The organism is Paenibacillus jepli (assembly GCF_047238105.1).
Classification (GTDB): Bacteria; Bacillota; Bacilli; order Paenibacillales; family Paenibacillaceae; genus Paenibacillus_D.
The window spans coordinates 1,740,143-1,766,995 of the sequence record NZ_JBDFMD010000001.1; the positions used below are offsets into that span (position 1 = coordinate 1,740,143).

At 58.9% G+C, this 26,853-nt stretch carries 21 protein-coding genes; 12 read left to right on the forward strand and 9 right to left on the reverse strand.

What is annotated here, in order from left to right:
• The first annotated feature begins 3 nt into the window (after positions 1-3).
• Positions 4-2,751 carry an S-layer homology domain-containing protein gene (locus tag ABC336_RS07885; protein ID WP_413238130.1) on the forward strand — a complete coding sequence of 916 codons (2,748 nt, stop codon included), beginning with the start codon at positions 4-6 and terminating at the stop codon, positions 2,749-2,751.
• 77 nt (positions 2,752-2,828) lie between these two features.
• Here ABC336_RS07885 and ABC336_RS07890 read toward each other — a convergent pair whose 3' ends face one another.
• Genes ABC336_RS07890 through ABC336_RS07900 form a run of 3 tightly spaced genes read right to left on the reverse strand, consistent with a single transcriptional unit; the run spans position 2,829 to position 5,717 of the window.
• Positions 2,829-3,833 carry an ABC transporter substrate-binding protein gene (locus ABC336_RS07890; RefSeq protein WP_413238131.1) on the reverse strand — a complete coding sequence of 335 codons (1,005 nt, stop codon included), beginning with the start codon at positions 3,831-3,833 and terminating at the stop codon, positions 2,829-2,831.
• Positions 3,830-4,624 carry an ABC transporter ATP-binding protein gene (locus ABC336_RS07895; RefSeq protein WP_413238132.1) on the reverse strand — a complete coding sequence of 265 codons (795 nt, stop codon included), beginning with the start codon at positions 4,622-4,624 and terminating at the stop codon, positions 3,830-3,832. Before ABC336_RS07895 ends, ABC336_RS07890 begins: the two co-directional genes overlap by 4 nt.
• Positions 4,625-4,637: 13 nt before the next feature.
• The gene (locus tag ABC336_RS07900; protein WP_413238133.1) at positions 4,638-5,717 is read right to left on the reverse strand and encodes a FecCD family ABC transporter permease; all 1,080 of its coding nucleotides are present in this window, start codon (positions 5,715-5,717) and stop codon (positions 4,638-4,640) included.
• A 149-nt stretch (positions 5,718-5,866) separates the two neighbouring features.
• Here ABC336_RS07900 and ABC336_RS07905 point away from each other — a divergent pair, with 149 nt between their 5' ends.
• Complete coding sequence (locus ABC336_RS07905) at positions 5,867-6,394, forward strand: mismatch-specific DNA-glycosylase (protein ID WP_413238134.1); 528 nt, start codon at positions 5,867-5,869, stop codon at positions 6,392-6,394.
• Positions 6,395-6,439: 45 nt separating this feature from the next.
• Here ABC336_RS07905 and ABC336_RS07910 read toward each other — a convergent pair whose 3' ends face one another.
• Entirely contained in the window at positions 6,440-7,180 is a 741-nt protein-coding gene (locus ABC336_RS07910; protein ID WP_413238135.1) for an RNA polymerase sigma factor, read from the reverse strand.
• 141 nt (positions 7,181-7,321) lie between these two features.
• Between ABC336_RS07910 and clpP the strand changes: the two genes are divergently transcribed.
• The 3 genes from clpP to ABC336_RS07925 all read left to right on the forward strand — a co-directional run bounded on the left by clpP (position 7,322) and on the right by ABC336_RS07925 (position 11,125).
• Positions 7,322-7,912 carry an ATP-dependent Clp endopeptidase proteolytic subunit ClpP gene (clpP, locus tag ABC336_RS07915; RefSeq protein WP_413238136.1) on the forward strand — a complete coding sequence of 197 codons (591 nt, stop codon included), beginning with the start codon at positions 7,322-7,324 and terminating at the stop codon, positions 7,910-7,912.
• Positions 7,913-8,140: 228 nt separating this feature from the next.
• On the forward strand, positions 8,141-8,734 hold the full coding sequence (locus ABC336_RS07920) for a TetR/AcrR family transcriptional regulator (RefSeq protein ID WP_413238137.1): 594 nt from the start codon (positions 8,141-8,143) through the stop codon (positions 8,732-8,734).
• Positions 8,735-8,812: 78 nt separating this feature from the next.
• The gene (locus ABC336_RS07925) at positions 8,813-11,125 is read left to right on the forward strand and encodes an MMPL family transporter (protein ID WP_413238138.1); all 2,313 of its coding nucleotides are present in this window, start codon (positions 8,813-8,815) and stop codon (positions 11,123-11,125) included.
• A gap of 173 nt (positions 11,126-11,298) precedes the next feature.
• Here ABC336_RS07925 and ABC336_RS07930 read toward each other — a convergent pair whose 3' ends face one another.
• Positions 11,299-13,362: an alpha-glucuronidase family glycosyl hydrolase gene (locus tag ABC336_RS07930; protein ID WP_413238139.1), complete on the reverse strand. Its 2,064-nt coding sequence runs from the start codon at positions 13,360-13,362 to the stop codon at positions 11,299-11,301.
• Between the two features lie 97 nt (positions 13,363-13,459).
• Here ABC336_RS07930 and ABC336_RS07935 point away from each other — a divergent pair, with 97 nt between their 5' ends.
• The gene (locus ABC336_RS07935; protein WP_413238140.1) at positions 13,460-14,251 is read left to right on the forward strand and encodes a helix-turn-helix transcriptional regulator; all 792 of its coding nucleotides are present in this window, start codon (positions 13,460-13,462) and stop codon (positions 14,249-14,251) included.
• A gap of 13 nt (positions 14,252-14,264) precedes the next feature.
• Here the strand turns inward: ABC336_RS07935 and ABC336_RS07940 are convergent, their stop codons facing one another.
• Positions 14,265-15,026, reverse strand: a complete 762-nt coding sequence (locus ABC336_RS07940; protein WP_459564705.1) for a Nif3-like dinuclear metal center hexameric protein — start codon at positions 15,024-15,026, stop codon at positions 14,265-14,267.
• 245 nt (positions 15,027-15,271) lie between these two features.
• On the opposite strand from ABC336_RS07940, the gene ABC336_RS07945 reads away from it, so the two are divergent.
• Positions 15,272-16,138 carry a cupin domain-containing protein gene (locus ABC336_RS07945; RefSeq protein ID WP_413238142.1) on the forward strand — a complete coding sequence of 289 codons (867 nt, stop codon included), beginning with the start codon at positions 15,272-15,274 and terminating at the stop codon, positions 16,136-16,138.
• A gap of 63 nt (positions 16,139-16,201) precedes the next feature.
• Here the strand turns inward: ABC336_RS07945 and thrC are convergent, their stop codons facing one another.
• On the reverse strand, positions 16,202-17,605 hold the full coding sequence (gene thrC / locus ABC336_RS07950) for a threonine synthase (RefSeq protein ID WP_413238143.1): 1,404 nt from the start codon (positions 17,603-17,605) through the stop codon (positions 16,202-16,204).
• 97 nt (positions 17,606-17,702) lie between these two features.
• Positions 17,703-18,713, reverse strand: a complete 1,011-nt coding sequence (lplA, locus tag ABC336_RS07955; RefSeq protein ID WP_413238144.1) for a lipoate--protein ligase — start codon at positions 18,711-18,713, stop codon at positions 17,703-17,705.
• Between the two features lie 204 nt (positions 18,714-18,917).
• Here lplA and ABC336_RS07960 point away from each other — a divergent pair, with 204 nt between their 5' ends.
• From ABC336_RS07960 to ABC336_RS07980, 5 genes are all read left to right on the forward strand, one after another.
• A complete protein-coding gene (locus tag ABC336_RS07960; protein ID WP_413238145.1) occupies positions 18,918-21,962 on the forward strand; it encodes a stalk domain-containing protein in 3,045 nt (1,014 codons plus the stop codon).
• A 151-nt stretch (positions 21,963-22,113) separates the two neighbouring features.
• Positions 22,114-22,332 (forward strand): helix-turn-helix transcriptional regulator, encoded by a 219-nt coding sequence (locus ABC336_RS07965; protein ID WP_413238146.1) that lies wholly within the window; start codon positions 22,114-22,116, stop codon positions 22,330-22,332.
• Positions 22,325-23,089, forward strand: a complete 765-nt coding sequence (locus ABC336_RS07970; protein ID WP_413238147.1) for a DUF3169 family protein — start codon at positions 22,325-22,327, stop codon at positions 23,087-23,089. The genes ABC336_RS07965 and ABC336_RS07970 overlap by 8 nt, the downstream gene beginning before the upstream one ends.
• A gap of 64 nt (positions 23,090-23,153) precedes the next feature.
• Entirely contained in the window at positions 23,154-25,265 is a 2,112-nt protein-coding gene (locus ABC336_RS07975) for a serine hydrolase domain-containing protein (RefSeq protein ID WP_413238148.1), read from the forward strand.
• Positions 25,266-25,413: 148 nt separating this feature from the next.
• On the forward strand, positions 25,414-26,226 hold the full coding sequence (locus ABC336_RS07980; RefSeq protein ID WP_413238149.1) for an alpha/beta fold hydrolase: 813 nt from the start codon (positions 25,414-25,416) through the stop codon (positions 26,224-26,226).
• A gap of 209 nt (positions 26,227-26,435) precedes the next feature.
• Here the strand turns inward: ABC336_RS07980 and ABC336_RS07985 are convergent, their stop codons facing one another.
• On the reverse strand, positions 26,436-26,843 hold the full coding sequence (locus ABC336_RS07985; RefSeq protein ID WP_413238150.1) for a hypothetical protein: 408 nt from the start codon (positions 26,841-26,843) through the stop codon (positions 26,436-26,438).
• Positions 26,844-26,853 lie beyond the last annotated feature (10 nt).

A 26,853-nucleotide genomic window follows, 5' to 3' on the forward strand; every position in this document is an offset into this window, starting at 1 on the left:
AGCATGCGCTACAAACGTTCGATATCTGTCCTTCTTGCAGCGACCATGACCGCTGCACTTTGGACAGCAAGTCCATCGGAAGTCAATGCGGAAACTCCGTCTCCGGTACGGTACATCTCCGAGCCCCAGGGCTCGGAGATCATCGCGCAAGCGAATGGCGCGCCGGGAGGAGCGCCGGACTATGAGGTCCGGCTGCGCATCGGCAAATACGCGGAGGCGGAAGAAGACATCGGCGTGTTCCAGCTCCGCGGTACCGGCACGCTCCTGCAAGGAGGACCGGTCCGCCTGGATGGGCAGGGCACGCGGACTCCATCGCCGGAGACGGATCCGCTGGATCCCCGGGGCGGCCGGGATATGGCCGATCTGTTGGCCTACGGGACAGATGAGGACGGCGGCCGCTACAGCTTCGCCTATATAAGCGGAGAGCTTGGCAAAGCCTACGAACCGTCACCTGCCGGACTGCCAAGGGTGACCCGTTCGATGGTCACGATGCCGACCGGGGACATGCAGCATCCGCTGGCTATATTTGTCTTCGACCGGGTGAAGACGGAGCAGTCCGCTCCTTTATCATTCCATCTTTCTTCGAATGCCGCTCCGGTGATTGACGGCAACCGGGCAGATTTTCAATCCGGTCAGGAAAGCGCCAGCTCTTGGACGCTGCTGCCGCAGCAAGCGGAGCTCGGCACAGGCCCGCAGGGCTCGGCACATGAGTTGAACGTCACCGGGCAGGACCAGGCCTACCCCGGCCTGTTCCTTCACGCCATTGCGGCGAGCTATGAGGGGACGCCTGCTGCTGTGGAGCCGATGCTGCTCGCCAGCGGCAACGCAGTCGGCGCCCGGTTGTTCAACAAGACGGTGTTCTTCTCCAAAAACGGCGCCCCTCTCTCCGATCTTCACTTCCAGGTCGAAGGCGAAGGCTTGCAGGATATCCTGCTTACGGATCTCAACAAAGGCTACTATCTGGTCGAAAGGAAGGATACGCCGAGCGGCGCCTTCCTGCTGCACCGGGAAGTCACCGAATGCGGCTGCCTGCACTTCAAAGGCAATCCCGGCCAATATGTCGTCACCCGCGCCACCGTTGACGCTTCTATCGCACAGCGGCTGATCGACCGCAGTACGGGCGACACCGTCGCGCCGGCCATCACACCGGTCTCGCCTGCTGCCGGTCTCACGGTATCGGGGACGATCGAACTGGCAGCCACGGCCACGGACAATGACGGCGTAGCGGGCGTCCAGTTCCGGATCAACGGCTATAACATCGGACCGGAGCTGGCGTCCGACACGGAGCGGTATGCTACGGAGTGGGACAGCCGCGAGGCAGCCGACGGCACCTATACGATGACGGCAATCGCGCGTGACGCGACCGGGCATCATACCGAGTCGGAGCCGGTGGCCATCACCGTGCGCAACAACTCCGGCGGTCCGGGGGGACCCGCTGGACCGGGCGGGCCGGTTTGGCCAGGCGGGCCCGTGGATCCAGACCGTCCAGATCCGGATGAGCCCGACGATCCTGACGTCCCGGACCAGTCGCCCGTAGTAGCGATCCCGCAGCGATTCGTCTCGGAATCGACTGCGGAGGATGGCACCGTGCTTGTCCATCTCGATACGGAAGCCATGTTGACCTGGCTGGCAGACGAGGCGGGTGAAGGCATGCTCAGGGTGACTTCAGCGAGCGCCGCCGACAGCGTGGAGCTCCTGCTGGAGACGGAGCTTTGGGAGACGATGCTCCGGCTGGACCCATCCAGAGTGCTGGCGTTTGATACGCCTACAGGCTCTTACCGGCTTCCTCTGGCAGTGCTCCCATCGTCACTGGAAGGTTCTTTGCAAGACGGTCTAGAGCATGTGGCGATCCGGATCAGTCTGGCGGATGCTTCGCTTGCAGATCCGTTGCTTGCAGCCAGCGATCTGAGCCGGATTGCACCGCTTGTCGCTTTTGAGCTTTTTGCTCGCTCCGGCACTCGTGAAGTCATGTTGCAAGACTTCGGCTCGACCTTTATCCCGCGCTCCATTCCGTTCGATCCTGGCGCCGCCTTTGATCCGAACCGCTCGACCGGCATTGCCTTCGACTCCGATACCGGATCGTGGCAGTTTGTGCCGAGCCGCTTTGTTCAGGAGGATGGCAGCTGGAGGGTATGGATTCAGCGCAACCGCAACAGCCTCTACACCGTCATCAGCGGCAGCGTCGCCTTTGATGATATGGCAGGCCACTGGGCTCAGCAGGAAGTGGAGACACTGGCCGCCAAGCAGATCGTGTTCGGCATGAGCAGCTCCGCTTATGAGCCTCATGCAAACGTGACGCGCGCCCAATTCATGACGCTGCTGGTGCGGGCGCTTGGCGTAGATGTCGAGGGAGCAGAGCGTCATCGGTTCAGTGATGTGGCCGCAGACAGCTGGTACGCGGATGCCGTACATTGGGCAGCGGACAACGGACTGGTCCAGGGTTATCCCGACGGGACGTTCGGTCCGCACCGTCCGATCTCCAGACAAGAGCTGGCGCTCATGACGCTCCATGTGCTGGAATACTTAGGTCAAGCCGCCAATACGGCAAACGGAACAGCGGCGCTGGAACGATTCCAGGACCACACAATGATCAGTGATTGGGCCAGGCAGGCAGTGGCGATGCAGGTGGAATCCGGTCTGATGACAGGCAGGTCGCCTGATCAGTTCGTTCCCGGGGGCGAGACCACCCGTGCCGAGTCCGCTGTCGTGCTGCTCCGCTTTCTCCGGCAGGTCGGTTTCGTGAACAGCTAAGCCGGATTGACGCATCGGCAATCAACATACCAAAGAGCCCTCGCTCCTCTTAAGAGAGACAGCAGGGCTCTTTGGTATTATTCAAACTGCTCCGGATAAAAACCTCTCGCCAGCGTTTCTACGGTATAGGCCATCCGATTGCCCGGCAGCACGCTCTCCAGCGAGATCGCGACGAAACGTTCGTTCTGGACGCTGGCCAGTTGGGAGAGCGCAGGATTGCTCTTGATATCCGCGATCTTCTGCTCCAGCGAAGGGGCATCGTAGTCATGGATGACGATGACATCCGGATCCCGCTTCAACACTTCCTCGTAACTGACGGTAGTCCACTGCTTGTCCGTAATATCGCCAAAGACGTTCCTGCCGCCCGCATAGCCGATCAGCAGCGTCTCGAAATTCGTACCGCCTGCTGTAAATACGCCCTCGCCGCCGCTGTCGTAGACCAGCACATCGACAGGCTCCAGGCCATCGATCATCTCCTGCACCGCTGCAATCCTTGCTGCTTGATCGGCTACAAACGCTTCCGCCGCCTCTTCGATGCCGAAGATCCGGCCGAGATCCCGGATCTCCTGATACATCTCTTCCAGCGAGGAGGCACTGTTCATGTACGTTGACATACCCAGACCCGCCAGCTCCTCCACATCCAGCCCTTCGCCCCCGAACTCCCAATCGATGCCGTAGATGAAGTCCGCCCCGCTCGTGATGACCGCTTCTCTGGTGGCCGAGCCGTAGGTGAGCTCGGGAATCCGGGCATAATCCTCTTCATATTCCGGCAGCGCGCCCCGACTGTGATTGTCCAGGCTGTTGCCGATGACATAATCGGTCAGTCCGAGCGCCACAAACAGCTCCGACGCATTCGGTCCGAGCGTCAGCACCTTGGACGGCTTGCTCGTCACCGTCACTTCCCGACCGTAGTTATCCAAGATTAGCGGCGCGTAGTCAGACTGCTCTAGCTGCTCTGTCTGCTCCGCTGGCGATGCTGCTCCTTGCACATCTGCCGTCTTCCCTGGGGAACCGCCGCAGCCCGCAAGCAATCCTGCCAGCATAATTGCACCTAGACCTGTGCTCATCATTCGGTTGTTCATGTCTTACGCTCCTTTGGTCTTCGAATACTGTCCGGCACATAGGCGATTGACAGCTTGCGGGTCGCCGGGTGGACAGCAACCTCGGCATGGATCCCATACACGTCCTGGATCAGCTCCGGAGTCAAGATCTCTTCCGGACTCCCCGTCGCATACAGATATCCCGACTTCAGCACGTAGAGGCGATCGCAGTACAATGCCGCCATGTTCAAGTCATGGATCGCGGAGAGCACAGTAATGCCCAGCCCCTTGATCAGATCAAACATCTGCAGCTGATAATAGACGTCCAGATGATTGGTCGGCTCGTCCATGAGCAGGAGCTCGGTCTGCTGCGCGAGCACTCTCGCCAGCAGCACCCGCTGCTTCTCGCCGCCGGAGAGGTCGCTGAAGTCCCGTTTGGCCTTTGCGCCCATCCCGGTCTGCTCCAATGCCCTGGCTACGATCTCGCGGTCGGCCCCATTGTCTCCTTCGAACAAGCGCTTGTGGGGACTGCGGCCCATGGCGACGATGTCTTCCACCTTAAAGTCAAACGGCACCGTATTTTCCTGTCCGACCACGCCCATCTTCAGCGCAGCTTTCTTGCTGCTCATCGCCAGCAGATCTTCATCGTCCAGACGGACTACGCCGGTATCGGGCCTGAGCGCCCGGTAGATATTTTTGAGAACCGTCGATTTGCCGCTCCCGTTAGGGCCCAGGATGCCGGCAAATTCACCCGTCTTCACGTGAAGCCGGATATTCTGGATTATCGCGTTCTCATCATAAGCAAAGCTTAGCTCGTCCACTTGCAGTTTCATACGCTCCCCGCTTTCATGCCTTAGTCCTGCGCTTCAGAAGCCAGATAAAGAACGGCCCGCCTGCCAGCGACGTCAGCAGCCCGATCGGCAGCTCCTGCGGAGCGATAACCATCCGTGCCGCCACATCGGTCCATACGACGAGAATGCCGCCGAGCAGCGCGCTCACGATCAGCACCCGCTTATGGTCCGAGCCGACCAGCATCCGCGTCATATGCGGGACCATCAATCCGATGAAGCCGATCGCGCCGCTCACCGCAATCGTCACGCCTGCCAGCAGCGATGCGATCAGAACAAGCAGCTTTTGCACGCGACCTATATTGAAGCCCAGCGTCCCGGCCGTCTCATCTCCGAGCAGCAGAGCGTTCAGCGAGCGGTACAGGAGCATCAAGACAGTCATGCAACAGACGATAACGATCAGTGGGACGGTGAGATACCCCCATTTGGCGCCAGCCAGCGAGCCCGACATCCAAAATGCGGCATTATGGAGCCCCAGCGCATTGGGTGCGCTGAGGGTAATAATATTGGTGATGGCGTCCATGATAAGCGCGATAACGACGCCTGAGAGCAACAGCTGCGTGATATGGATCCGCCCCCGGACCCGGGAGATCGCATAGACGATCGAGATCGTCGCTGCCGCTCCGAGGAAGGCGCTGATCGAGAGGGCATAGCTGCCGAGAAAGGCGAAGACACCAAACAGCATGCCCAGCGTAGCCGTCGCCGCAGCGCCCGAGGATACCCCCAGCAGGAAGGGATCCGCAAGGGAGTTGCGCACCAGCGCCTGCATGGCAACCCCGGTGACAGCGAGCGAGGCGCCCACGATCATACCCAGCAGCACTCTGGGCAGACGCAGCGTCCACACGATATTCTCATCGAGCTGAGTCCAGTCTGCCGGGAGGTGCGGCGCCAGCAAGGCGAGCTTGCTAAGCACGATCCGCGCCACCGTCCATGGGTGGACGGACACCGGACCGATACCGATCGCCATTACGACAGTTAAGATGGCTGCTGCCAGCAATAGCGGGACAATGACCTTCATATTCGGTTCATCGGGATGGAAGACGTGTGGCAAGCGGGCGGGGCGTTTGTTTCCGTTCAACAGTCAATCGCTCCTGATTCGTGTTACTTTTTGTCAATATAGTAACACAATATGGATGCACTGCCCAGCAAAAACTCTGTTCTCTTCTAAGTTTGTCGTATAATTGGGGTATATAAAGAGTGGACTTTATAACCGAAGGGGGAGAAGACATGCTAAACGGGATTCCGGATCATCTGGCAGCGGACATGAACCTGCTGTTCGTGGGCTTCAATCCCAGCTTGCGCTCCGGGGAGACCGGACATCACTATGCCAATCCGCACAACCGCTTCTGGAAGATCATCCACGAAGCTGGCCTGACCAGGCGGCGCTATCATCCCGATGAAGACGGCGATCTGCTGGCGGACTACGGCTATGGATTTACGAACATCGTGGCCCGGCCTACACGGACGGCGGCCGAGATCACCAAGGAGGAATACCGGGAAGGGGCGCGATTGTTAAGGGAGAAGCTCTTACACTATCGCCCCAAGGTTGTCTGTTATGTGGGGAAAGGGGTGTACGAGCAGTTGACCGAGCAGCGCGTCATCCCCTGGGGCACACAGGAGCAGCCTGTCGCCCAGGGGATCACGGACTTCGTCGCCCCGTCCTCAAGCGGGCTAGTCCGCATGCCGGTGGAGGAGGTTATCGGCATCTACCGGCAGCTTCTGCCGCTTATGACAAAGGGCGCGGACAGTAGTTAAGGGGCCCCGGGCGGCCCGACTGCTGCTGAATCATGGGACGAAGCATCAGGAGACCAAACGCATCTCCATCCCCGTCCATGATGCGTAAGGGGCGGCAGCTCCGCCGGTGGAACTTCCCATGCGGATCGATGAGACTGCTTCCACAAGGGTGCGGGGGGCGCTCTCCGCTCCGCTGATGAGCCGGAGCAGACGCTCGATGTCGCCCCGGACATAAGCTTCCACGAGCTCGCCATAATCGGGGGCCCCTTCGTCTAGGAGCGCCTCTTCGTATGCCTCGGCCCCTTCCGCTCTTGCGGGCGCGAGCGCATGGCGCGCCCGGTGCAGCAGCGATTTGACCGCCCCCTCCGTCGTCCCTAGATGGTCCGCGCACTCCGCTGCGGAGTAGCCCAGCACCTCACGCATCAGCAGCACCGTGCGCTGGGGCGGGGACAAGTCGCGCATCAGCACATGAAAGGCCGCCTCCATCCGCTCCATGTCCGCTTCCGCCCCCACTGCCCCATACTTCTCCTGATGCCTCAACTTCCGCTCTACGACATCCCGGAACACCGCCGTCCGTCGCAGACCGTCGATCCAGGTGTTCTTGGCCATCCTCAGCAGCAGCGCCTCCGGATTGACGTGATCGCCGCGGCGCTGCCGCCTGGCCTCGGCCTTAAGCAGCGTCTCCTGCACCAGATCCTCGGCATCCGCCGGCGATCGTGTCAGCGACAGACAGTAGCTGTACAGCTTCGTCCGCAGCTGGGCATCTCGTTCTTGCTCGCATGCCTTATGGCGTTGCTCCGTGATCATATTATCCGCTCCTAACTTTCCGAAGTTCTGCTTACAGTATAAACGATTAAGACCTGCAAAAGGATACGCTGGATGTGCGTATCTTTTGCCTCCCCTGATCCGTTTACGTAGCGAAACTTTCCCATTGGAGGCGATCAAGAAATGAATGTTGTCCCTTATGTCGTCGAGCAAACCACCCGCGGCGAGCGCACGTATGATATCTACTCGCGGCTGCTCAAAGACCGCATCGTATTCGTCGGCGCCGCCATCGACGACGCCCTGGCCAACAGCGTCGTTGCCCAGCTGCTGTTCCTGCAAGCGGAGGATCCGGAGAAGGACATCCATATGTACATCAATAGTCCGGGCGGTTCCACCTCGGCAGGCTTCGGCATCTTTGACACGATGCAGTATATCACACCGCAGGTCCACACCATCTGTACGGGCTTTGCCGCGTCCTTCGCTTCTCTGCTGCTGCTGGCCGGAGCCAAAGGCAAGCGGTACGCGCTGCCTAACAGCGAGATCATGATCCATCAGCCGCACGGCGGCGCTCAAGGCCAGGCCAGCGATATCGCCATCAGCGCCAAACGCATCCTGTACATCCGGGAGAAGGTCGTGCAGATCACGGCTGAACGGACCGGCCAGCCTGCCGAGAAGATCGAACGCGACATGGACCGCGACTATTTCATGTCCGCTGAAGAGGCGCTGGCCTATGGCCTTATCGATAAAGTGATAACGTCCATGCCAAAGCTGTAAAAATAAGCGCAAGCCTCCGGACCTTTCCGGGGCTTGCGCTTATTTAGCGGGACTGTCCTGCGCGGTTCTCTTCTGCCAGACGGTCAAAGTCACTGCGTTATCCGGCCAAAGACGAGCACTTCGGCAAAGTATGCATCACGATACCGTAACAGCAAGGAGTTGTCAGCCGGATAAATCTATGCTAATCTATTGGTTGAGCGTTCAAACAAATGTTGGAGGAGGCCCAGGATGACCGATAACGATAAACGCGAACGAATCATCCAAGCCGCCCTCAAGGTGCTGGCGGAACGCGGATACGATGAGGCTTCGACCAAGGAGATCGCCCGTGAAGCCGGGGTCGCTCAGGGTCTGATCAGCTATTACTTCTCCGGCAAGGATCTGCTATTCGCCGAAGTATTCCGCCGCGAGTCGGATCGTTACTGCGAGTCGATGTCGTTCCTGAAGCATCAGGAGCCGCGGCCACTGACGCCGGATACGATTCGCGCCGCGCTGGAGAAGCCCAAGTCCCGAGCCGATGAGAATCCCGAGTATATCCGGCTTCGCTACGAATTGTATGCGCTGGGGCTGCGCAATCCCGCCGTCTCCGGCAGCATCAAGGACACGCTGCTGCGCAAACGCCAGCATCTGGCCGGGTTGATCGAAGCGGTAGCCGGTCTGCCCGAGGAGCAGGCAAGGCAGTTGTCGCCCATTTTGATGTCCGTTTTGGATGGGCTGGGTCTGCAACGCTTAAGCGACGCGGATTTCGATTATGACGGCGCCTATGATACGCTGGTCGCGATGCTCGAAGCCTACATCGGCCGGCTTGGGCAGGAAAACAGATAGAGAAACTAATTTTTTTTGCGGTATATTGTTTGATCAATCAAACAAATACCAAAAATTAGGCGTGGAGGAGAGATGGGTATGACAGTGAACAAACACAAGGACCACGTAAGGCCTAAGTCTGGAAAGGAGTCCTTGCTACGCAAGCTTGGCCGGATGATTGTAAAGGCCAGGAGGCGGGTCATCGCAGCCGGCCTGCTGTTGTTCATCGTCTCAGCGGTGATTGGTGCCGGAACGGTCGACAAGCTGTCACTCAGCCGGTGGGAAGTCCCCGGTTCGGAGTCGTATCAGGCCGGCAGGCTGCTGGAGCAGCAGTTTGCCTCGGGCAGTCCCAATCTGGCGCTACTGGTGACGATGAAGCAGGGCGATATCGACCAGGAGGACAACAGATACGCCGGTCTTGCCCTGATGGATGAGCTGGCATCGCAGGAGGCCGTAAAAGAAGCCTATTCCTACTGGTCCCGCGGCAATACCCCGACGCTCCGCAGCGAAGACGGGAGGCAGGCGCTGATCCTCGCTCATCTGCAAGGTACAGTGACCGAAGCGCGCACAGCCCTCGCCGAGCTATCGCCTCAGTTCACGCGGGTTAATGACCAGTTCACCGTACAGGTCGGCGGACAGGATGAGATCTTCCGGCAGGCCGCCGAGCTGGCAAGGCAAGATTTTGTCCGTGCCGAGCTGATCATCCTGCCTGGCGTATTCTTGCTCCTCCTGCTCGTCTACCGCCGGTTCCGGGCGACCGCGCTGACGATGGGCGTCGGCTTGTTCTCGATGGTCGGCACCCTGGCCGCGCTTGGCGCTGTCGTCCCCTTCACAGAAGTCTCGACGTTTGCGCTGAATCTGACACTGGTGATGGGGCTCGGGCTCGGCATCGACTACAGCCTGTTCATGATCGCCCGCTTCCGCGAGGAGCTCGCCGCTGGCCGCGCCGCTCATGAGGCGACCATCCGTACCGTGCAGACGGCCGGGAGAACCGTGATCTTCAGCGGCGTGACGGTCGCTGCTTCCTGCGCCGTTCTATTCGTGTTCCCCTTCCCGTTCCTGCAATCCTTTGCTTATACCGGCGTGCTGGTCGTACTGAGCGGCATCGTCGGCTCTGTCTTCATCCTCCCGGCTTTCTTTGCCGTTCTGGGTGAACGACTGGCCAGACGCAACAAACATGGCGCCATCCTCTCCCCGCAGCAGCCGGCTGTCGCACAGAGGGGCGGCTGGTGGTACCGCACGGCTAAGACGATCATGCGCCGTCCTGTCCTGTACGGCGGAGCGGCTGTCCTGCTGCTCCTGCTCCTCGGATCGCCGATCCTGCAGCTGCAGTTTGGCCTGCCCGACCACCGCGTGCTGCCTGCCGATACGACCAGCCGTCAGGTCGAAGAACAGAAGGCCGCAGGATTCCCGGCGGAAGAAACCGATGCGATCCAGATCATCGCTGCCGGAGTGGGCGATCCGACTGCAGCGCTGCCGGAGATTGCCGCGTATGCCGAGCGGCTGTCGCTGCTGAACGGGATCATCCAGGTCGATTCCTTGGCAGGCTCCTATGCTGCCGGTGTGCGAATCATAGAGCCTGATGATGGCTATGATCGATTCGCCGGCGCCCAAGGCGGCACGTATCTGACCGTAATCCCATATGGAGAGAGCATCTCCACCCAAGCTACAGACATGGTCAGGGAGATCCGTGCGGCAGAGGTACCCTGGGAGGTGATGGTCGGCGGCTACCCGGCCGATCTGACCGACTTCCGCGACAAGCTGCTGGAGCGGATCCCGCTGGCTCTAAGTCTTGTACTGATCATCACCTTCGTCATCCTGTTCTTGATGAGCGGCAGCCTGCTGCTCCCGCTCAAGGCGACGCTGCTCAATTTCTTGAGTCTGACGATCATGTTCGGGGCTCTGGTCTGGGTGTTCCAGAACGGCAATTTGTCGGGATTGTTGAACTTCACGCCAGCGGGCTCTATCGAACCAAGCATCCCGATCCTGATGTTCTGTATCGCATACGGTCTGTCGATGGACTATGAGGTGTTCATCCTCTCGCGGATCAAGGAAGAGTACGATCGTACCGGCGATCTGGAGGAATCAGTAGCAAGCGGCCTCCAAAAAAGCGGCTCTCTTGTCACGACAGCCGCACTCATCCTCGCCTTCACCTTTGCAGCGTATGCCGCCGGCGAGGTCGTCTTCCTCAAAATGCTCGGAGTTGGCATGATGCTGGCCGTACTGGTCGACGCCACCCTCATCCGCTCCGTGCTCGTGCCGGCCTTTATGAAGCTGGCCGGAGGAGCCAACTGGTGGGCGCCTCCGCTGCTGCGCCGCATCCACGACCGCTACGGGATCAGCGAGAGCGAGCCTGTCGAGGATGGGCCTTCGCCCGCTCCCGGCCCGGCGGCTGGCACAGTCACCGGCTGACAACTTTGCTGCCGCTATTGCCTTGCGATCGCACGCTCGGTCCGCTGCAGCATCCCTTTCTGCCGCTGCCGCTAGGTGACACGCTAAGGTCCGGCTTCACCTGCTCAACAGAACAAGGGCAAGCCCCATTCGGCTTGCCCTGCTTATGGTATTGCCTCTTTCTTCTTGCCAATCTAATAGATCGTCCGCCCCCGCCCATCCGCGATTCCCGACTTGCGATAGAAGTACGTATTGATCTGATCCCGCCACTCCAAGGCGTGTTCGGCCTGATGGACCAGCCGCTCCCGGATGCCGGCATGCAGGCCCGGCTCGATCTTGGCCTGCAGAGCATCCCACTGCCCCAGCAGTCCTGCCGCCCGCTCGGCGCCTTCGAAATGCGTGTCATAGATGTGCTGGATCACGGTCTTGCCAGAGTGAAGCTTATGGGTATACGGCACATGATGGAAGAACAGCAGCAGCTCGTCGGGACAGGTCTCGGTGGAGGCATAGATGTCAGACCATGGCTTATGATACTGACCGATATAGCCAGTCCCATTTTCCACAGTGCGGTCCACTCCAATACCCTGGCAATCTGCAAAATGATACGTTCCCCATTTGGCGTACTCATACCCGTCGACATTGGGGCCGTAGTGATGGTTAGGGTTGACCATCCAACCGACGCCGAGCGGGGCGGTATAGGACTCGTAGATCTCCGGCGAAGCGAGGAGCATCTCCAGGATGACGCGCTCTATCTGATCATCGTTACCCAAGGTCATCCGGACCCATTCCGAGGCGATCGCCTCCGCCGTCAAGCCCGGATCCCACGTCAGACGGCCATAGCCATACAGGTTGGCTTGGGCCAGACCGTGCCCCGTCCAGTTGGCATCATCGCCAAGATTGGTTACGGCGGCGATTCCGCCAAGCTTCTGACCGAACATGCGGCCGCTGGCCGCTTCCGCGACGGTCGAACCTTCGCCTCTGGCAAAGGTATCGAAATCCAGGACCGCCTTCCACTGCGGCACCAGATAGAACAAATGACGCTGCTGGCCGGTATACTCCTGTGTGATCTGCAGCTCCAGCAGATGCTGCGTCCGCTCCAGCCCGCCAAACAACGGCGACACCGGCTCGCGAACCTGGAAGTCCATCGGACCATTCTTGATCTGCAGCAGGACATTGTCCCGGAACCGGCCGTCCAGCGGCATGAAATGGTCGTAGGCTGCCCTGGCCCGGTCGGTGCTGCGGTCCCGCCAGTCCTGCAGGCAGTTATAGACAAAGCAGCGCCAGATGACTCGGCCGCCATATGGGGCAATCGCATCGGCCAGCATATTGGCGCCATCGGCATGATCCCGGCCGTACGTAAACGGGCCCGGACGAAATTCGGAATCCGCCTTGACCAGGAAACCGCCGAAATCCGGAATATGCTTGTAAATCACAGTACAGCGCTCCCGCCACCAGGTCTGTACCCCCTCATCGAGCGGATCTGCTGTCGCCAGACCTCCGATTTCTATCGGTGCCGCATAGTTGATGCTCAGATATAACCGGATGCCATAGGCGCGGAATTGGTCAGCCACCTTGGCAACGTCACCCAGATACTCCTCCGTTATTAGCTTGGTCTCGTGGTGGTGCACATTGACGTTGTTGATCGTAATCGCATGGAGCCCCACCGATGCGAGCAGCCTTGCATAATCCTTGATCCTCCGCGCGTCCTGGCGGAAGCGGTTAGCCTCATAAAAGATGCTGCGTCCGGCATAACCGCGTTCGATCGAGCCATCCATATTGTCCCAATGGTTGATCATCCGCAGTCCGTTGCGCGGCCGCTCTTGAATATTAAGCCCGTCGAGCGAAGCACCGGTCTGCAGCAACCGCAGGAAATGGAAGACGGCATACAGCACGCCGCGCTCCGCAGCGCTGGCGAGGATAATCCCCTCACGGACTGACTGCAGCACATAGCCTTCCTCCCCCAGATCCACTCCTGGTTCGAGGGCCACGGAAGGGTAGGTCTTGCCGATCTCGTCCCAGGTGCCGGCAATGACAGCCTTGCCTTCCGTACCGGGGCCCCGGACCTCCGGCTCCTTACCCAGCAGAGCGGTTAGCGCCCGCTTCAGCTCTTCGGCTGCCGACTGCCGCAGCGGCGAGTCGCCGAGCACTGTGAACGCCGAGCCGAACTCGGCATAGTCGTTTCTAAGCTGCTCATCTTTAATCAAACGATAGTCCAGCCAGCAGTGATACCCTGGCTGATCATAGATAGGTGTGGTCATTTGCTTCTTCTCCGCCTCTCGTCTGGTATAATCATATTATGGGTTCAACCTTTATCTAGGTACGGGCCCGCGATCCAAGAAATGAAGGGGGAGTACGATGGATTTGTCCAGCTATGCCAGCATGGACCCCGAAGTGTTCCTGTTCGTCGACCGCCGCTGCTACCCCGACTGGGAGATTATCAGGCAACGTATCGGCTTCCACGACTTGACGTTCGTCGTGGCCGGCCAGGCCGACTATTATATCAATGACCGGCTCGTGACCGTGACCGGCGGCGACCTGCTCTACATCCCGCCCGGTGCTGTGAGACAGGCCACGACCCGTCAGGACAACCCCATGCATTCGTATGCCTTCAACTTTCATATACATCCTGCAGCGATACCGCCGCTGCCCCTGGCCACTGTCTCCCAAGGCTGCCAGACGCCGGAGATCATGCGCTACCTCAAGGAGTTCACCCAAGTATGGATGACCAAGCAGCTGGGGCATCAGTTACAGGCCAAAGGACTGTTCCTCCTGATCCTGCACCGGCTGCTCCTGCTCGCATCGCGTTTGGGAGCCGGCGCGCAGACCGATGAGCGGATGGCGATGGCCAGAGCCTACATCGCCGACCATTATGCCGAGCCGCTGCGGCTGGAGACGGTGGCCGAGCTGGCCGGCCTCCACCCCGTCTATTTTAGCAAGCGCTTCAAGCAGGATACCGGCACCTCCTTCAAACAGTTCGTCAACATGGTCCGTATGAATCATGCGGAGATGATGCTGGCTGCCGGAGGCTTCCGCGTCTCCGAGGTCGCCGAGCGCTGCGGCTTCCAGGATATCAGTTATTTCAGCAATGTGTTCCGCTCGCTCAAAGGCTACCCTCCGTCCGCTGCGCGGAAGATCCCGCTGGACTAAGCTGCAGCCTCACTCACCTCACCGCGAAGGGCTGCTGTCCCGCGATATAGCGGACAGGCACATCCGGCCCCACGGCTTGCAGCTCCTCCGCCAAGTAGCGCATCCCCGGCTCCTCGCTGACGGCATGCCCCAGCAGGAGCAGCCCCCGAGGGCTGCCTTGCCGGCACGCATCGGCGATATAGTCGGGCAGCTCCCACTCCGGGCCTTCGCCTGCAATTACGGTGTCAACCCGATGCTCGCTGAACAATGGCAGCGCTTGTGCGGCACTGCCCCGATAACCGGCCAGCAGTCCAATACGGCGGCTCGTCATCGCCGGATCGCCCGCCAGCCTGACGAACGGCGCTCCCAGCCGCTCCTTGAGCTCGCCAGCCCGCTCCGCCAGCGTGACGGCGGACAAAGTGACGATAGCCGCTGTCGGCAGATACGTCTCGACGTGCGTCTCCCATTGCAGCGCACGCAGCAGTCCCTGCATGATGCCGTCGGGTTGGCGACGATGCCAATGATCGTGATTGCGATAGATTGCCAGCTGCCGCTCCTCGATCCAGCGCTTTTTGTACAAGTACACAGGGTCTCCGGCAAGCCAGGCTTCTCCGGGATGATGACTGTAATAGGGTCCCTCATGGGCGATGATGAGATTGGCCCCCATACCCGCAGCTTCCTCCAGCACCGCCAGCGTGGCCGAGAAGACAACAGCCACGCCGGTAACCGGCCACTGCGGATCGCCGTAGATCCACCCGTCCACAACAGAAGACGCATCCCCAGATAGCGCTTTCATCGCTTGTAGAAACTCTCCTATCGTACGCTTCACATTCCCACGCTCCGCTTCAGCTCAACTTGTCACGCCCACATTATATAATGCCTGCTCCGACTCGCTCCAGAGACAAAGCCAAGATTATTTGTAATTATTTAACCTCTCCGCCAGGCTCCTGAGCATCCGCTAGACACCAACCCATGGGCAGGAACATAGAGTATTGCATAACGGCCTTAAGATTAACCACTTACGAAGGAGCGGATCACAGAATGGCAGTATCCTATATGGACTTCACTGCACCGAATGTGCAGTTTACCTACGATCTCAATCAGAATATTACCTTCCAGAAAGATAACCGCAACTATATTACCGAGCTCAGCATCAAGCAGTTGAATACGCTCGGCAATGTGTCGCTGCTCGACATCTTCCTCAGCAAGGACAATCTCGTCGAACCCCATTACCATCAAAACTCAACAGAGCTCGTCTACTGCATTTCCGGAGCTGCCCTTATCTCGGTACTTAACCCGTTTACCCAAGAACTGCTGCACTTCCCGATCAAACCCGGTCAGGTAGCCAATGTGCCGCAGGGCTGGTGGCATTATGATGCCGCTACGGAGGACAATACCCATCTGTTGGCCATCTTCGACGCCCCCATCCCGGATGTCATCTTCGGGTCGGATATCCTGCGGCTGACGCCGCCTGAGGTGCTCGCGCATTCGTACTGTCTCGATCGGGACAAAATCAAGTCTGCACTGGCCCCTATAAAAGAGACGGTTGTCATCGGCCCGCCGAAGGACTGCCACAGTCAGCAGGTGCATGGCGCAGCCGCCGCTCCTGCCATCAAGTTCGGACCGGCCCAGACCGGACACAACGTGCATCACGCACCAGCACCTGGCGGCTATGGGGTTCCTGAGATGACGGTCCCTGCCTACTCACAAGCCCAGTACGGCGGGCCAGGCATGAGTGCGCCGGCAGACGCTTATGGCTACGCCGGTACCAGGGAGCCTGCCGTTAACTCCCCCACGTCCATGCAGCAGCCTGCGCAGCCAAGCTATCAGTCGCACGCCCATCCTTATGCCCATCTGAACGCGCATCATCCGTCCTGCCGGCAGTACGGTCATCCGGTACGATTCTAAAAAGTATAACAAAAGCCGCCGCGAGGGTCTCCCCCGCAGCGGCTTGGCCGTTAAGCTATGAATTTACAACTGGAAGAACCGCTCCAGCTCGCGGACGACTTCCTGTTTGTCTTGCTCGATGACCGTCTGATGCTGCTCCAACGTGAACAGCGTCTGAATCTCGGCAGGCAGCTCCTGCTGGATATCGACGAGGCGGATCGCTTCGTCGAACTTGGCCGGGTGCGCGGTCGCAAAGGAGATCGCAATCCGCTGATCGCCCGAATCGGCGGCATAACTCTCGGTGGCCGTGACGCCGCAAGCCGTATGCGGATCAAGCAGATAGCCGTGCGCCTCTTGGTACTTGCCGATCGTGGACAAGCAGCTGGCATTGTCGATCCCATAGGCTGCAAAGTCCCGCTGGACCAGCTCCAGCAGTTCGCCTTCCAGTTCGATGGCGCCCTGCTCCTGGAAGCCTTTCATCGCCTGGGCAACCGCCCCGGCGTCTTCTCCGAGCAGATAGTACAGATAACGTTCGAAGTTGCTGGCGACCTGGATATCCATCGATGGACTGTGCGTGCTCTTGAACTCGCCCGAGCGGTACAGCCCGGTACGTACGAAGTTCTCGAGAATATTGTTCTCGTTGGTAGCGATGATCAGCTTGCCCACCGGCAGCCCCATCCGCTTGGCCAGATAGCCGGAGAAGATGTTGCCAAAATTGCCGGAAGGGACGCAGAAGTTGACCTCGGCGCCTGCAAGCTGATCCTGCAGCTGCAGATAAGCATAGAAATAGTAAACGGACTGTGAAAGAATCCGCACAAAATTGATCGAGTTGATCGCCCGCAGATGATACTTGCTCTTGAACGGCAGGTCAGCGAACAATTCTTTGATGACGCGCTGGCAGTCGTCGAAGTTTCCTTTGACCGACAGATTGAGCACATTGCGGTCGTTCACCGTCGTCATCTGGCGCTCCTGCACGATACTGACCTTCTGATGCGGATGCAGGATGCAGATGCGGATGCCCTCTTTGCCACGTACGCCTTCGATCGCCGCAGCGCCGGTATCGCCAGAGGTCGCGCCAAGGATATGGATCGTCTCGCCATGCTTCTGGGCAACGTACGAATACAGTTCTCCCATAAATTGCAGGGCGACATCCTTAAAGGCAAATGTCGGGCCGTGGAACAGCTCCAGCACATGGAGCTGGTCGTCGATTCGTCTCAGCGGTGTAATGTCGGGGTGACGGAAACGCCCGTACGCACGGGAGACCATCGCCTTCAGATCCTCATGCGGAATCTCGTCATTGGTATAATAGGCGAAGATCGCCAGGAACAGCTCTTCATAGCTCAGTTTGCCCCACTGCTGCAGCGTAGCGGCATCGATCACAGGTATCTCTTCGGGGATCATCAGTCCGCCGTCATCGGCCAGTCCCATCAGCAGGGTCTCGATGAAGCCCTTGCCTGTCACTTGGCCTCTTGTACTTCTGTATTTCATCCTAATTCACTCCATACCCATAGTCATCGCCGATCGATCCGAACAGCGCTCATCATTCCTATGTTTTATTCTACATGTATTCGTCCGGTTCGCCAAGTCAAGATTGCACCCGGAGCATCAGCAGACCGATAAATTGCTCTTGCGTGATCGCTCCGAAGTAACGGCTCAGGTCAACGCCCGACAGCGCCTCCCGCAGAGCTGTCTCTTCGTAACGGACGCCCTTCAGCTGCGCCTCCAGCTCCGTCACATCGTGTGCGCCGAAGTAATCGCCGAACAGGCGGATGTCTGTCAGCAGGCCATCCTCCACCTGCATCCGGACATCGATAATGCCGGAAGGGAATTTGACCGCGTGGGCAATATTGCTCTTGGGCGAGAGCCCGTAATTCCAGTCCCAGCTCCGGTAGCGCTCGTCAGCCAGCTGATGCACCTCGGCCCACTGCTCCTCGCTCAGCGGATAGACCGGGACTTCCTCGGGGTCGCAATGGAACAGCTCTGCCAGCAGCCGCTGCTTGAAAGCCTCGATGGTCATCGGCGCTTCCAGGAACTCGCTGATATTGGCCACCCGCGAACGGATCGACTTGGTCCCTTTGGACTCGATCTTCATCGGCTTTACCTTCAGGGCCGAGACGATCTGCTCCATGTCGGAGTCGAAGAGCAGTGTGCCATGCGTATACATCCTCCCTTTGGATACATACTGGGCGTTGCCCGATATTTTGCGTTCGCCGACCTGGATATCATTGCGGCCCGTCAGTGCCGCGTCCACGCCCAGCTTGCCGAGCGCCTCGATCACTGGCTGGACGAACTTGGCAAAGTTATGAAAGGAATTGCCGTCGTCTGGGGTCAAGATGCTGTAGTTGAGATTGCCCAGATCGTGATAGACCGCACCGCCCCCGGACAGCCTGCGTACGACATGGATGCCTTGGGCCTCCACATGCTCGGCATGAATCTCTTCGATCGTATTCTGGTTCTTGCCGATGATGATGGACGGTTCGTTGACATAGAACAACAGATAGCCGCCATCCTCCATCGGCAGGCGGCGCAGCACGTACTCTTCCAGCGCCAGATTGACTGCCGGGTCATGACAATTCCGATTATCGATAAACCGCATATGGTCTCAGCCTCCTGCTTGATCACTGCCTTTAGAAGCATATCCTTGTATTTCAAGTATACCGCATCCCCTCCCAATCAACAAAAAACGGCCCTCGGCCGATATTTTTTTCGAAAAGGAAAAAACCTAGAAACTTTTGGTACCGCTTCTGCGTCAAAGTAGTATTCAGCAGAAAATTATATTCCTAATGGGGAGGCAACACGTGTGAAAAAGCTGGTGTCCGCATGTCTGGCATTCATCCTGATCATCTCACTCTTACCGCAATCAGGAGCCCAGGCAGCAACTGGAACAACAATCTACATTAATGGGGACCGGCTCGTCACCGACCAGCAGCCGGTGATCACTGGCGGTCGCATCCTTCTCCCGCTGCGGGCCGTCTTCGAAGGGCTCCATGCGATCGTTGATTATGACAGTCCAACCAAGACAATCACCGCTTCGCAAAGCGGTACGACAATCATCCTGCGGGTAGGCTCCCGCACCGCCTCTGTCAACGGCCAAAACGTCACGCTTGATGTGCCGGCCCAGGTCGTCGGCGGCCGGACGCTGGTCCCGCTTCGCTTCGTCAGCGAATCGATCGGCGCTCAGGTCGATTGGCAGACCGGTCAGGTATTCATCACCACCGTCCAGGCGCCGGTAGCGGTAAATGCCGTGACGGGACTCCAAGCCGCCGTCACTGGCAGTCAGGGCGACGGCCGCGACGTTACCGTCAGCTTCCGGGCATCCTCCGGCGAGTCGGCAGTGAGCCACTACCGCGTATTCGCTGTCAAGAGCGGCAAAGCATCGGGCTTCACCACTGCCGCAGCACTCAGCGTCTCGTCGCGTCAGTATACGACGCTTCTGCCGACCGGCCGTGATCAGAGTCTCACCTTCACAGCGCAGAGCCGCGATACGGACGGCGAGGTGCTGCGAGCCGATCAGCCGTATGTGATCTTCGTCCTGACCGTCGGCCAGAGCAACGGCCAGCATGCGCTCTCCGGCGCTTCCCCGGCTTTCACGCTGACCGCCAGCAACACCTTGCCTGCGGTCACCAACGTAAGGGTCAGCGATATCGGCGATTCCAATGACGGCCGCGACCTGCGCGTCACCTTCAACAAACTCGCCGATGAGACACGTCTCAATCACTACCGCGTATATGTCGTCAAATCGGGCAATGCCAGCAGCTTCAATCTGCAACGGGCGCTGAATGTGACGGCAGGCAACTATACCGTAGTCTACCGGACTGGCAGCAATCTGAGCCAGACGCTGGAGAGCGGAGCCCGTGATGTCGACGGCGCACTCCTCCGCAATGGCAACAGCTATCGGGTCTTCGTCATGGCTGTGGGACAGACGGCCAACTCGCTCTCGGCCGCATCCGACGCCATCACCCTCAGCCAGAACCTGAGTCTCGGCGCTGCGACCAATGTCGCCGCGTTCGACGTCAGCGACTTCGGCGACGGCCGTGACCTGCGCGTCACCTTTAACCGGGTGGCCGATGAAAGCACGATCGCCCAATACCGCATCATCGTTGTGAAGAGCAGCAAGTCGGATGCCTTCAATCTGACAGCTGCAACCAACGTCTCCAGCCGCAACTATACGGCGGTTAGCAAGACTGGCGCCCACATCAATCAGCTGCTGGCCTCGGGTGCCCGCGACACCGACGGCGACCTGATCCGGACAGGCGTCGGCTACCGCGTCTTCGTCCTGTCGGTCGGCACAAGCGCGTACTCCGGCAGCAATACACTGAGCGCTGCTTCGGGAGTCGTCACGCTGGTCAACAACTTCGGCACCCAGCCGGCATTCAATGTCGGCGTCGCTGATGTCAGCGACTTTGGCGATGGTCGCGACCTGTTCGTCAGCTTCAGTCGGCCAGGCGACGAATCGCTGATCAACCAATACCGCATCATGGTTGTCCCTGCCACCAATGCCAATGCGTTCAATCTGGCGGCAGCGAACAACGTCTCCAGCCGCAACTATACGGCTGTGAGCAAAACGGGCGGCAACATCAGCCAAACCCTGACGTCCAGCGCCCGCGATGTCAACGGCAACCTGATCCGGGGCGGAATCAGCTACCGCGTCTTCATCCTGTCGGTCAGCCAGGGCGGATCCGGCAGCAGCAATGCGCTGTCGGCTGCCTCCAATGCGATTACGCTGTCCACAAACTACAGCGTACCGGCAGTAACGAATGTGACCGCGTCGGATGTCAATGACTTCGGCGACGGCCGCGATCTGCTCGTCTCCTTCAACCGGGCGACGGACGAATCACAGATCGGGCAGTACAGGGTCTACGTCGTCAAGTCGGCCAACGCAAGCCGCTTCACGCTCGCTACCGCAGTCGGCGTCGCTAGCAGCAACTACACGACCGTCAGCAAGACTGGCGCGCATATCAGCCAAACGCTCGCGGCCGGGACGCGCGATGTCGACGGCGCGCCGATCCAGAACGGCATCGAGTACCGGATCTTCGTCCTCTCTGTGGGCAGCGGCGCCAGCAACGGCACCAACACCCTGTCTTCAGCGTCAGGCGTGATCCAGCTGTCCAATAGCTCAGCTCAGCCGGTAACAGGTGTGACAGCTTCGGATGTCAGCGACTTCGGCGATGGCCGGGATCTGCAGGTTTCCTTTAATCGGGCGTCCGACGAAACGCGCGTCAGAGATTACCGGATACTGGTCGTCAAGTCGGCCAATGCATCGAGCTTCAACCTTACGGCTGCTAACGCCGTAGCTTCATCGAACTACACCGTAATCGGCAAGACAGGCAGCAATATCTCCCAAACGCTGTCTGCCGGGGCGCGGGATACCGACGGTGCGCCGATCCAGAACGGCGTAGCTTACAAAGTGTTCGTCCTGTCCGTAGGTACGGGCTCGCTGACCAATGCACTGTCGACCGGCTCGGCCGATCTCACGCTCGGCTCTCCGGTACTGCCGGCATCCGGCGTCGTTGCCACGGTCGTGCAGAACGGCGACAAGACCGAGCTGCAGGTCAGCTTCGCTACCGCGCTCAATGAAAGCAATATCTCCTCCTATGCAGTCATTGCCGCACCTGCCGGAGCTCCCTTTGATCTGGCGGCGGCCAATAGGGCCGTCTCAGAAGGCTGGTATATCCAGCTCCAACGCGGGGCTGGCACGCGATCGACGTCTCTGTTCGCCAGCGACCGGGACAGCACGGGCGCGAATCTGACCGCCGGGGGCGCTTACCGCATCTATGTCCTGTCCTTACCTCAGAGCGGCGGCGCGGGTGTCTTGTCCGATCCATCTGCCGAGGTTCGTTTCTAATCGCCATAGGAGCTTCACGCTTCGCTAACCAGAAGCCGTCCCCGTTGATCGGGGACGGCTCTTTTTTGTATATGATCCTATTCCTTTTGTATATCTTTATTTACTTTTTGTATATTATAATATACAATCAATAGCAATAGGAGGTGAGAAGGTGAGTGAACTGACGAATCGGGTCCGCGAGTTCAGAGCCCGCGACCGCATGTCCCAAAGCGACCTCGCCGGACAGATCGGTGCATCTCGTCAGACGATTGCCCTGATCGAGCGAGGCGACTACTCGCCTTCAGTCGTGCTCGCGCTGAAGATCGCGGCCGTATTCAAAGCAAGCGTGGAAGAGATTTTTGCCCTCGAGGGAGGAACGAACCATGACTAAGAACATGACGAAAATCGTTAAAAAAACCCTGCACCTCGTGATCTTTATGGTCGGAGGCGGCATATTCGGCTTTGTAGTCGCCAGCGGCTGGCTCCAGGAAGGTGCGGCTAATCTGCGGTTCGACCCGTCGATCTACTACAAATACGATGTGCCGTTCGGTTTCGCCGCCCTGATCTTCCTCATCCTGTCCGGGCTGACAATCGCCGGTCTGTACCGGATGCGGAATATACCTGCGCCGCTGGGTGAGTTGTCGGAGGATTGGGTTAATAAGGAAGAGTACGCCCTGAGCAAGCTGTTGATCATCAGCACGTACAACAGCATCGTGACGATGATCTGGATGCTTACAGCAATTGCCTATGCCGCATCATCTGCGGCAGCCCCCTCAGAGGGAGGCTTTATTATCGGTGTTATACTCGCCGGCACCGGAGCGGTACTTGCAACCACCTTCCTCCAGTTTCGTAGTGTACAGTTATACAATAAGCATTTTCCCAGCCGCTCGCTGGATTACTTCGGCAAGGATGGCCAGAAGGAGTTTTTTGACAAGCTGGACGAGGCTGAGAAATATACCGTGTACCGTTCCGCGTTCAGCGCATACAAAGCGGTGAATGCTGTGCTGTTGATCTGCATGTTCGGATTCGTCCTGTACTCGGTGTTCTTCACCTTCAGCCCGCTGCCCATTATCGTCCTGGGCATCATCTGGATGGTCCAGCAAGCCGCGTACTATCTGGAAGCATCAAAGGTTTATCGGAGCAAGTAGCTGCACTTTCCCGGCCTTCCGGCCAGGCGAGTTCACATACAATATACTGAAAATGGAGGAATTCATGTTGATCTATGCACCTACAGCCAAGCCCCGCAGTCTGTGGACCAAGACCGCGGCCGCCCTCTTGCTGAGTCTAAGTCTGGTGGCCTCGTCGGTTCAAGCAGCCGCTCCGGAGCCGCCGGTTCAGGCGGAAGCGCAGGCGCTCACCCCGGAGACTGCCAAAACGTTTCTGGACCAGTTTTTCGCAGCTGAGCATGTACAGCCTCATTTCACCGGCGCTGCCGTCTCTATCGTCAAAGACGGCGAGGTGATCGCGCAGGAAGGCTACGGCTTGTCGGACGTGAAGCAGAATGAAGGCGTGGATCCGGCCAGCACCGTCTTTCGTGTCGCCTCCGTCTCCAAATCCTTCACTGCCGTTGCCATCATGCAGTTGGCCGAACAAGGGAAGCTTGATCTGCAGGCCGATTTTCTCGACTATACACCCGGTCTTGCCCTCGACAATCCTTTCCCTGAACCGGTAACCGTGGAGCATCTGCTGCTGCATACCAGCGGCTTTGAGATCCGCGACCCCAAGCCTGAGGATATCCATGATGATTTCGAGAAAATCGTAACGATCGAGGATTATGTCCGTCAGCATATGCCGCCGGTCGTGCGCGAACCGGGCAGCTCGTATATGTATGATAATTTTGCTTCGCTCCTGCTCGGGCTGATCGTCCAAAACGTCAGCGGCGAACCGTTCGAGGACTACATGGATACCTATGTATTCGAACCGCTTGGTATGGAAAATAGCAGCTATCTCCTCGAAGGCAGCCTGAAGGACAATCTGGCTGTAGGGTACGCAGGAGAAGAAGCGCTGCCGCTGTACACGATCTCGCCCACCCCGATGCCGCATGGCGGCATGCTGTCTACGGCAGAGGATATCGGCAAATTTATGATTGCTTTCCTAAACGGCGGAGAAGGCGAGAGCGGCCGGATCCTCAGCGAAGCCTCCGTCGCTCTGATGGAGCCTTACCGCTCCGAGATCCATCCGCTGCTGCCTGACACCACCTATGGCTTCGAAGCGCCGATCCAGCTGCCGGGTGCAGGCAGCAATCCGGCCATCATTACGAAGGCCGGCGATCTGAATGGGTTTAGCTCCTATCTGTTCTTTATTCCCGAGCAGGAGACCGGTGTCTTCATCACCTACAACCAGAACAGCATCCTGCGCAATCTGTTCTATCCGGAATTCATCGCCACCTTCTTCCCGCAATACATGGCGCCTGTCGAGCTTGCGGCGTTCGAGCCGGAATCGGCCGAGACGCTCGCCAGATATGACGGCTACTACGCCGACTTGAGAATCCGGGCTTTTATCACCCGACTGCAATCCGGTGAAAACGCCGGAGCGCTCCAGGTCGCAAGCGCGCTGCTGGGCGAGGGCGCATTGCGTCAGGTCGACGATACGCTGTTCGTGGACGAAACAACCGGACTGTTCACTGCCTTCAAGCTGGACGAACAAGGAAATGTCGCCTATATGAAGGAACCGCTCATCAACCCGATGGGCTATGTCCAGAAAGGTCAAGAACCTGCCGGTTTTGCCGATCTGGAGGCTGATCATCCTTATGCTTACGCCATTTTGCCGCTGCAGTCGCTGGGCTACTATCCCAACGATGCCAGTCAGAGCTTCGAGCCCGACCGGGCGGTAAGCCGGGCCGAGTATCTCATGAATCTGCTGATCGCCAGCAACCTTGACGGCAGCCCGGCCACCGATTACGCCTTCGCCGATATCTCCGGCCATCCGGCCGCACCTTATATCCAGCTGGCCTATGAGCTCGGCATGGTGACAGGAGACGGCAAAGGCAGCTTCTCGCCGGACCGTCCCGTTACCCGTCAGGAAGCCGCCGTCATGAGCTGGCGACTGCTCGTGATGCAGTATCCCGCGGAGCTCTTCGACGAGGTGCCGCTCTCGGGCAAGACGGATGAGTGGGCCGTCCAGGCCGTTCAGATGATGGTGGCGCTCGGACTGCACGGCCCAGAGGTCACACTCGCTGAAGACGGCGCAGCCGACTTCCGCTCCCGCGACTCCCTCACCCGCGCACAGGATGCGGCGATGCTCTATGCCATGTTCACCCAGCCGACCGACCACATCGTCGCAGCGATGATGGAGGAAGCCGGCGAGCAGGAGGAAGCAGCCTGAGCGCTTCGTGTTTTCAGCCTGACGGTCATGACCGTCAGGCTTTTTCGTGGCAGCAGCCCATCCACATTGTTGCCTGTCGGTTTTCCGCTGTTAGCCGCTCTGCTTTTGGGGTAAGGATATCTAACTCTACGGCAAAGGAGACTGAGGAATGGGACACTACATTGAAATCGAACCGCATGTACAGCTGTATGTGGAAGATATAGGCTCAGGACCTGCAATATTGTTCATCCACGGCTGGCCCCTGAACCACAAGATGTTCGAATACCAGCTGACTTCACTTGCCAGAGAAGGATATCGGTGTATCGCACTTGATCTGCGGGGCTTCGGCAACTCCGACGCGCCTGCGGAAGGCTATCACTACGACCGGCTGGCCGATGATGTGCGGGCTGTCATCGACCATCTTCAGTTGGAAGACATCACGCTGGTTGGATTCTCCGTAGGCGGCGCCATCGCCGTTCGCTATATGGCACGCCATGCTCAGCATGGCGTAGGCAGGCTAGCACTGCTCGGAGCGGCTGCGCCTTGCTTTACGCAACGGACAGGCTATCCCTATGGGATGACCAAGGGGGAAGTGGACGATCAGATCGCGGCCGTGCAGGCCGACCGACCGCAGATGCTCAAGGACTTCGGCAAGTTATTCCTTGCCCAGGGGGTTAGCCCGGCTTTTGAGGGATGGCTGCATCAATTGGGACTGCAAGCGACGCCTTGGGGCACGATCGGTGTGGCCGAGTCGCTCCGTGATGAGGAGCTGTTTGGCGATCTGTCCGCAATTACGGTGCCGACGACGATCTTCCAGGGCAAGCTAGACAAGATCTGCCCGCCGGAGTTTGCCGACCGGCTGTTGGACGGTATCCCGGGCGCATCGGTCGTCACGTTCGAGAACAGCGGCCACGGCATGCTCTTTGACGAGCGGGAGAAGTTCGACGCCTCGCTGCTCGCTTTCCTCAAGAGCAACAGTTAAGCGAAGCGCATAGATACCGGCGCTGCCGCGCGGAGACTGACTCTGGCGCGGCAGCGCTTTTTGCTAGGCTAGGCTCGCCGCGCTCCTCCACCTGCTCCAACGACCCTTTCTGCCGCTAGCAGCACTTCAGGCGCTACCCCATCATTTCCGAGCAGAACAAAAGAGCCGCCTGCGCTGTCCAGCACATGCAGCTCTTCCCATCATCACGCTTACTCCTGCTCCACAGCTTCGATCGATAGCAGCGTACGCAGAATCGCGATCTCGTCCAAATGTTCTTCCGTATATTCGAAGACGACTACATCGTCCTCCTCGAGCGCTTCCACCGTCTCTCTCAGGTCATCCCCCACCTGGAAGGACTGAGCCTCGCCGTCCACTCTCACTTCGATCGTATGCGGATCGGCCATCCCGACATAGATGCCGGTGCCTTTCAGATGTTCCTCTCCCAGCATCCCGTCCTGGGTAATCGCATGCCATACGGCTTGATATCCTGTTAATCCATTATGGAACCATGTCATTGCCGAAGCAGAAGATCCAATGCTTGTACCGATGAAGAGCCCTGCAGCGAGCAGTAGTAGCATGACACCCCGTCCCAGCTTGCCTGTCCATCGTCTCACCATCGCTATCACT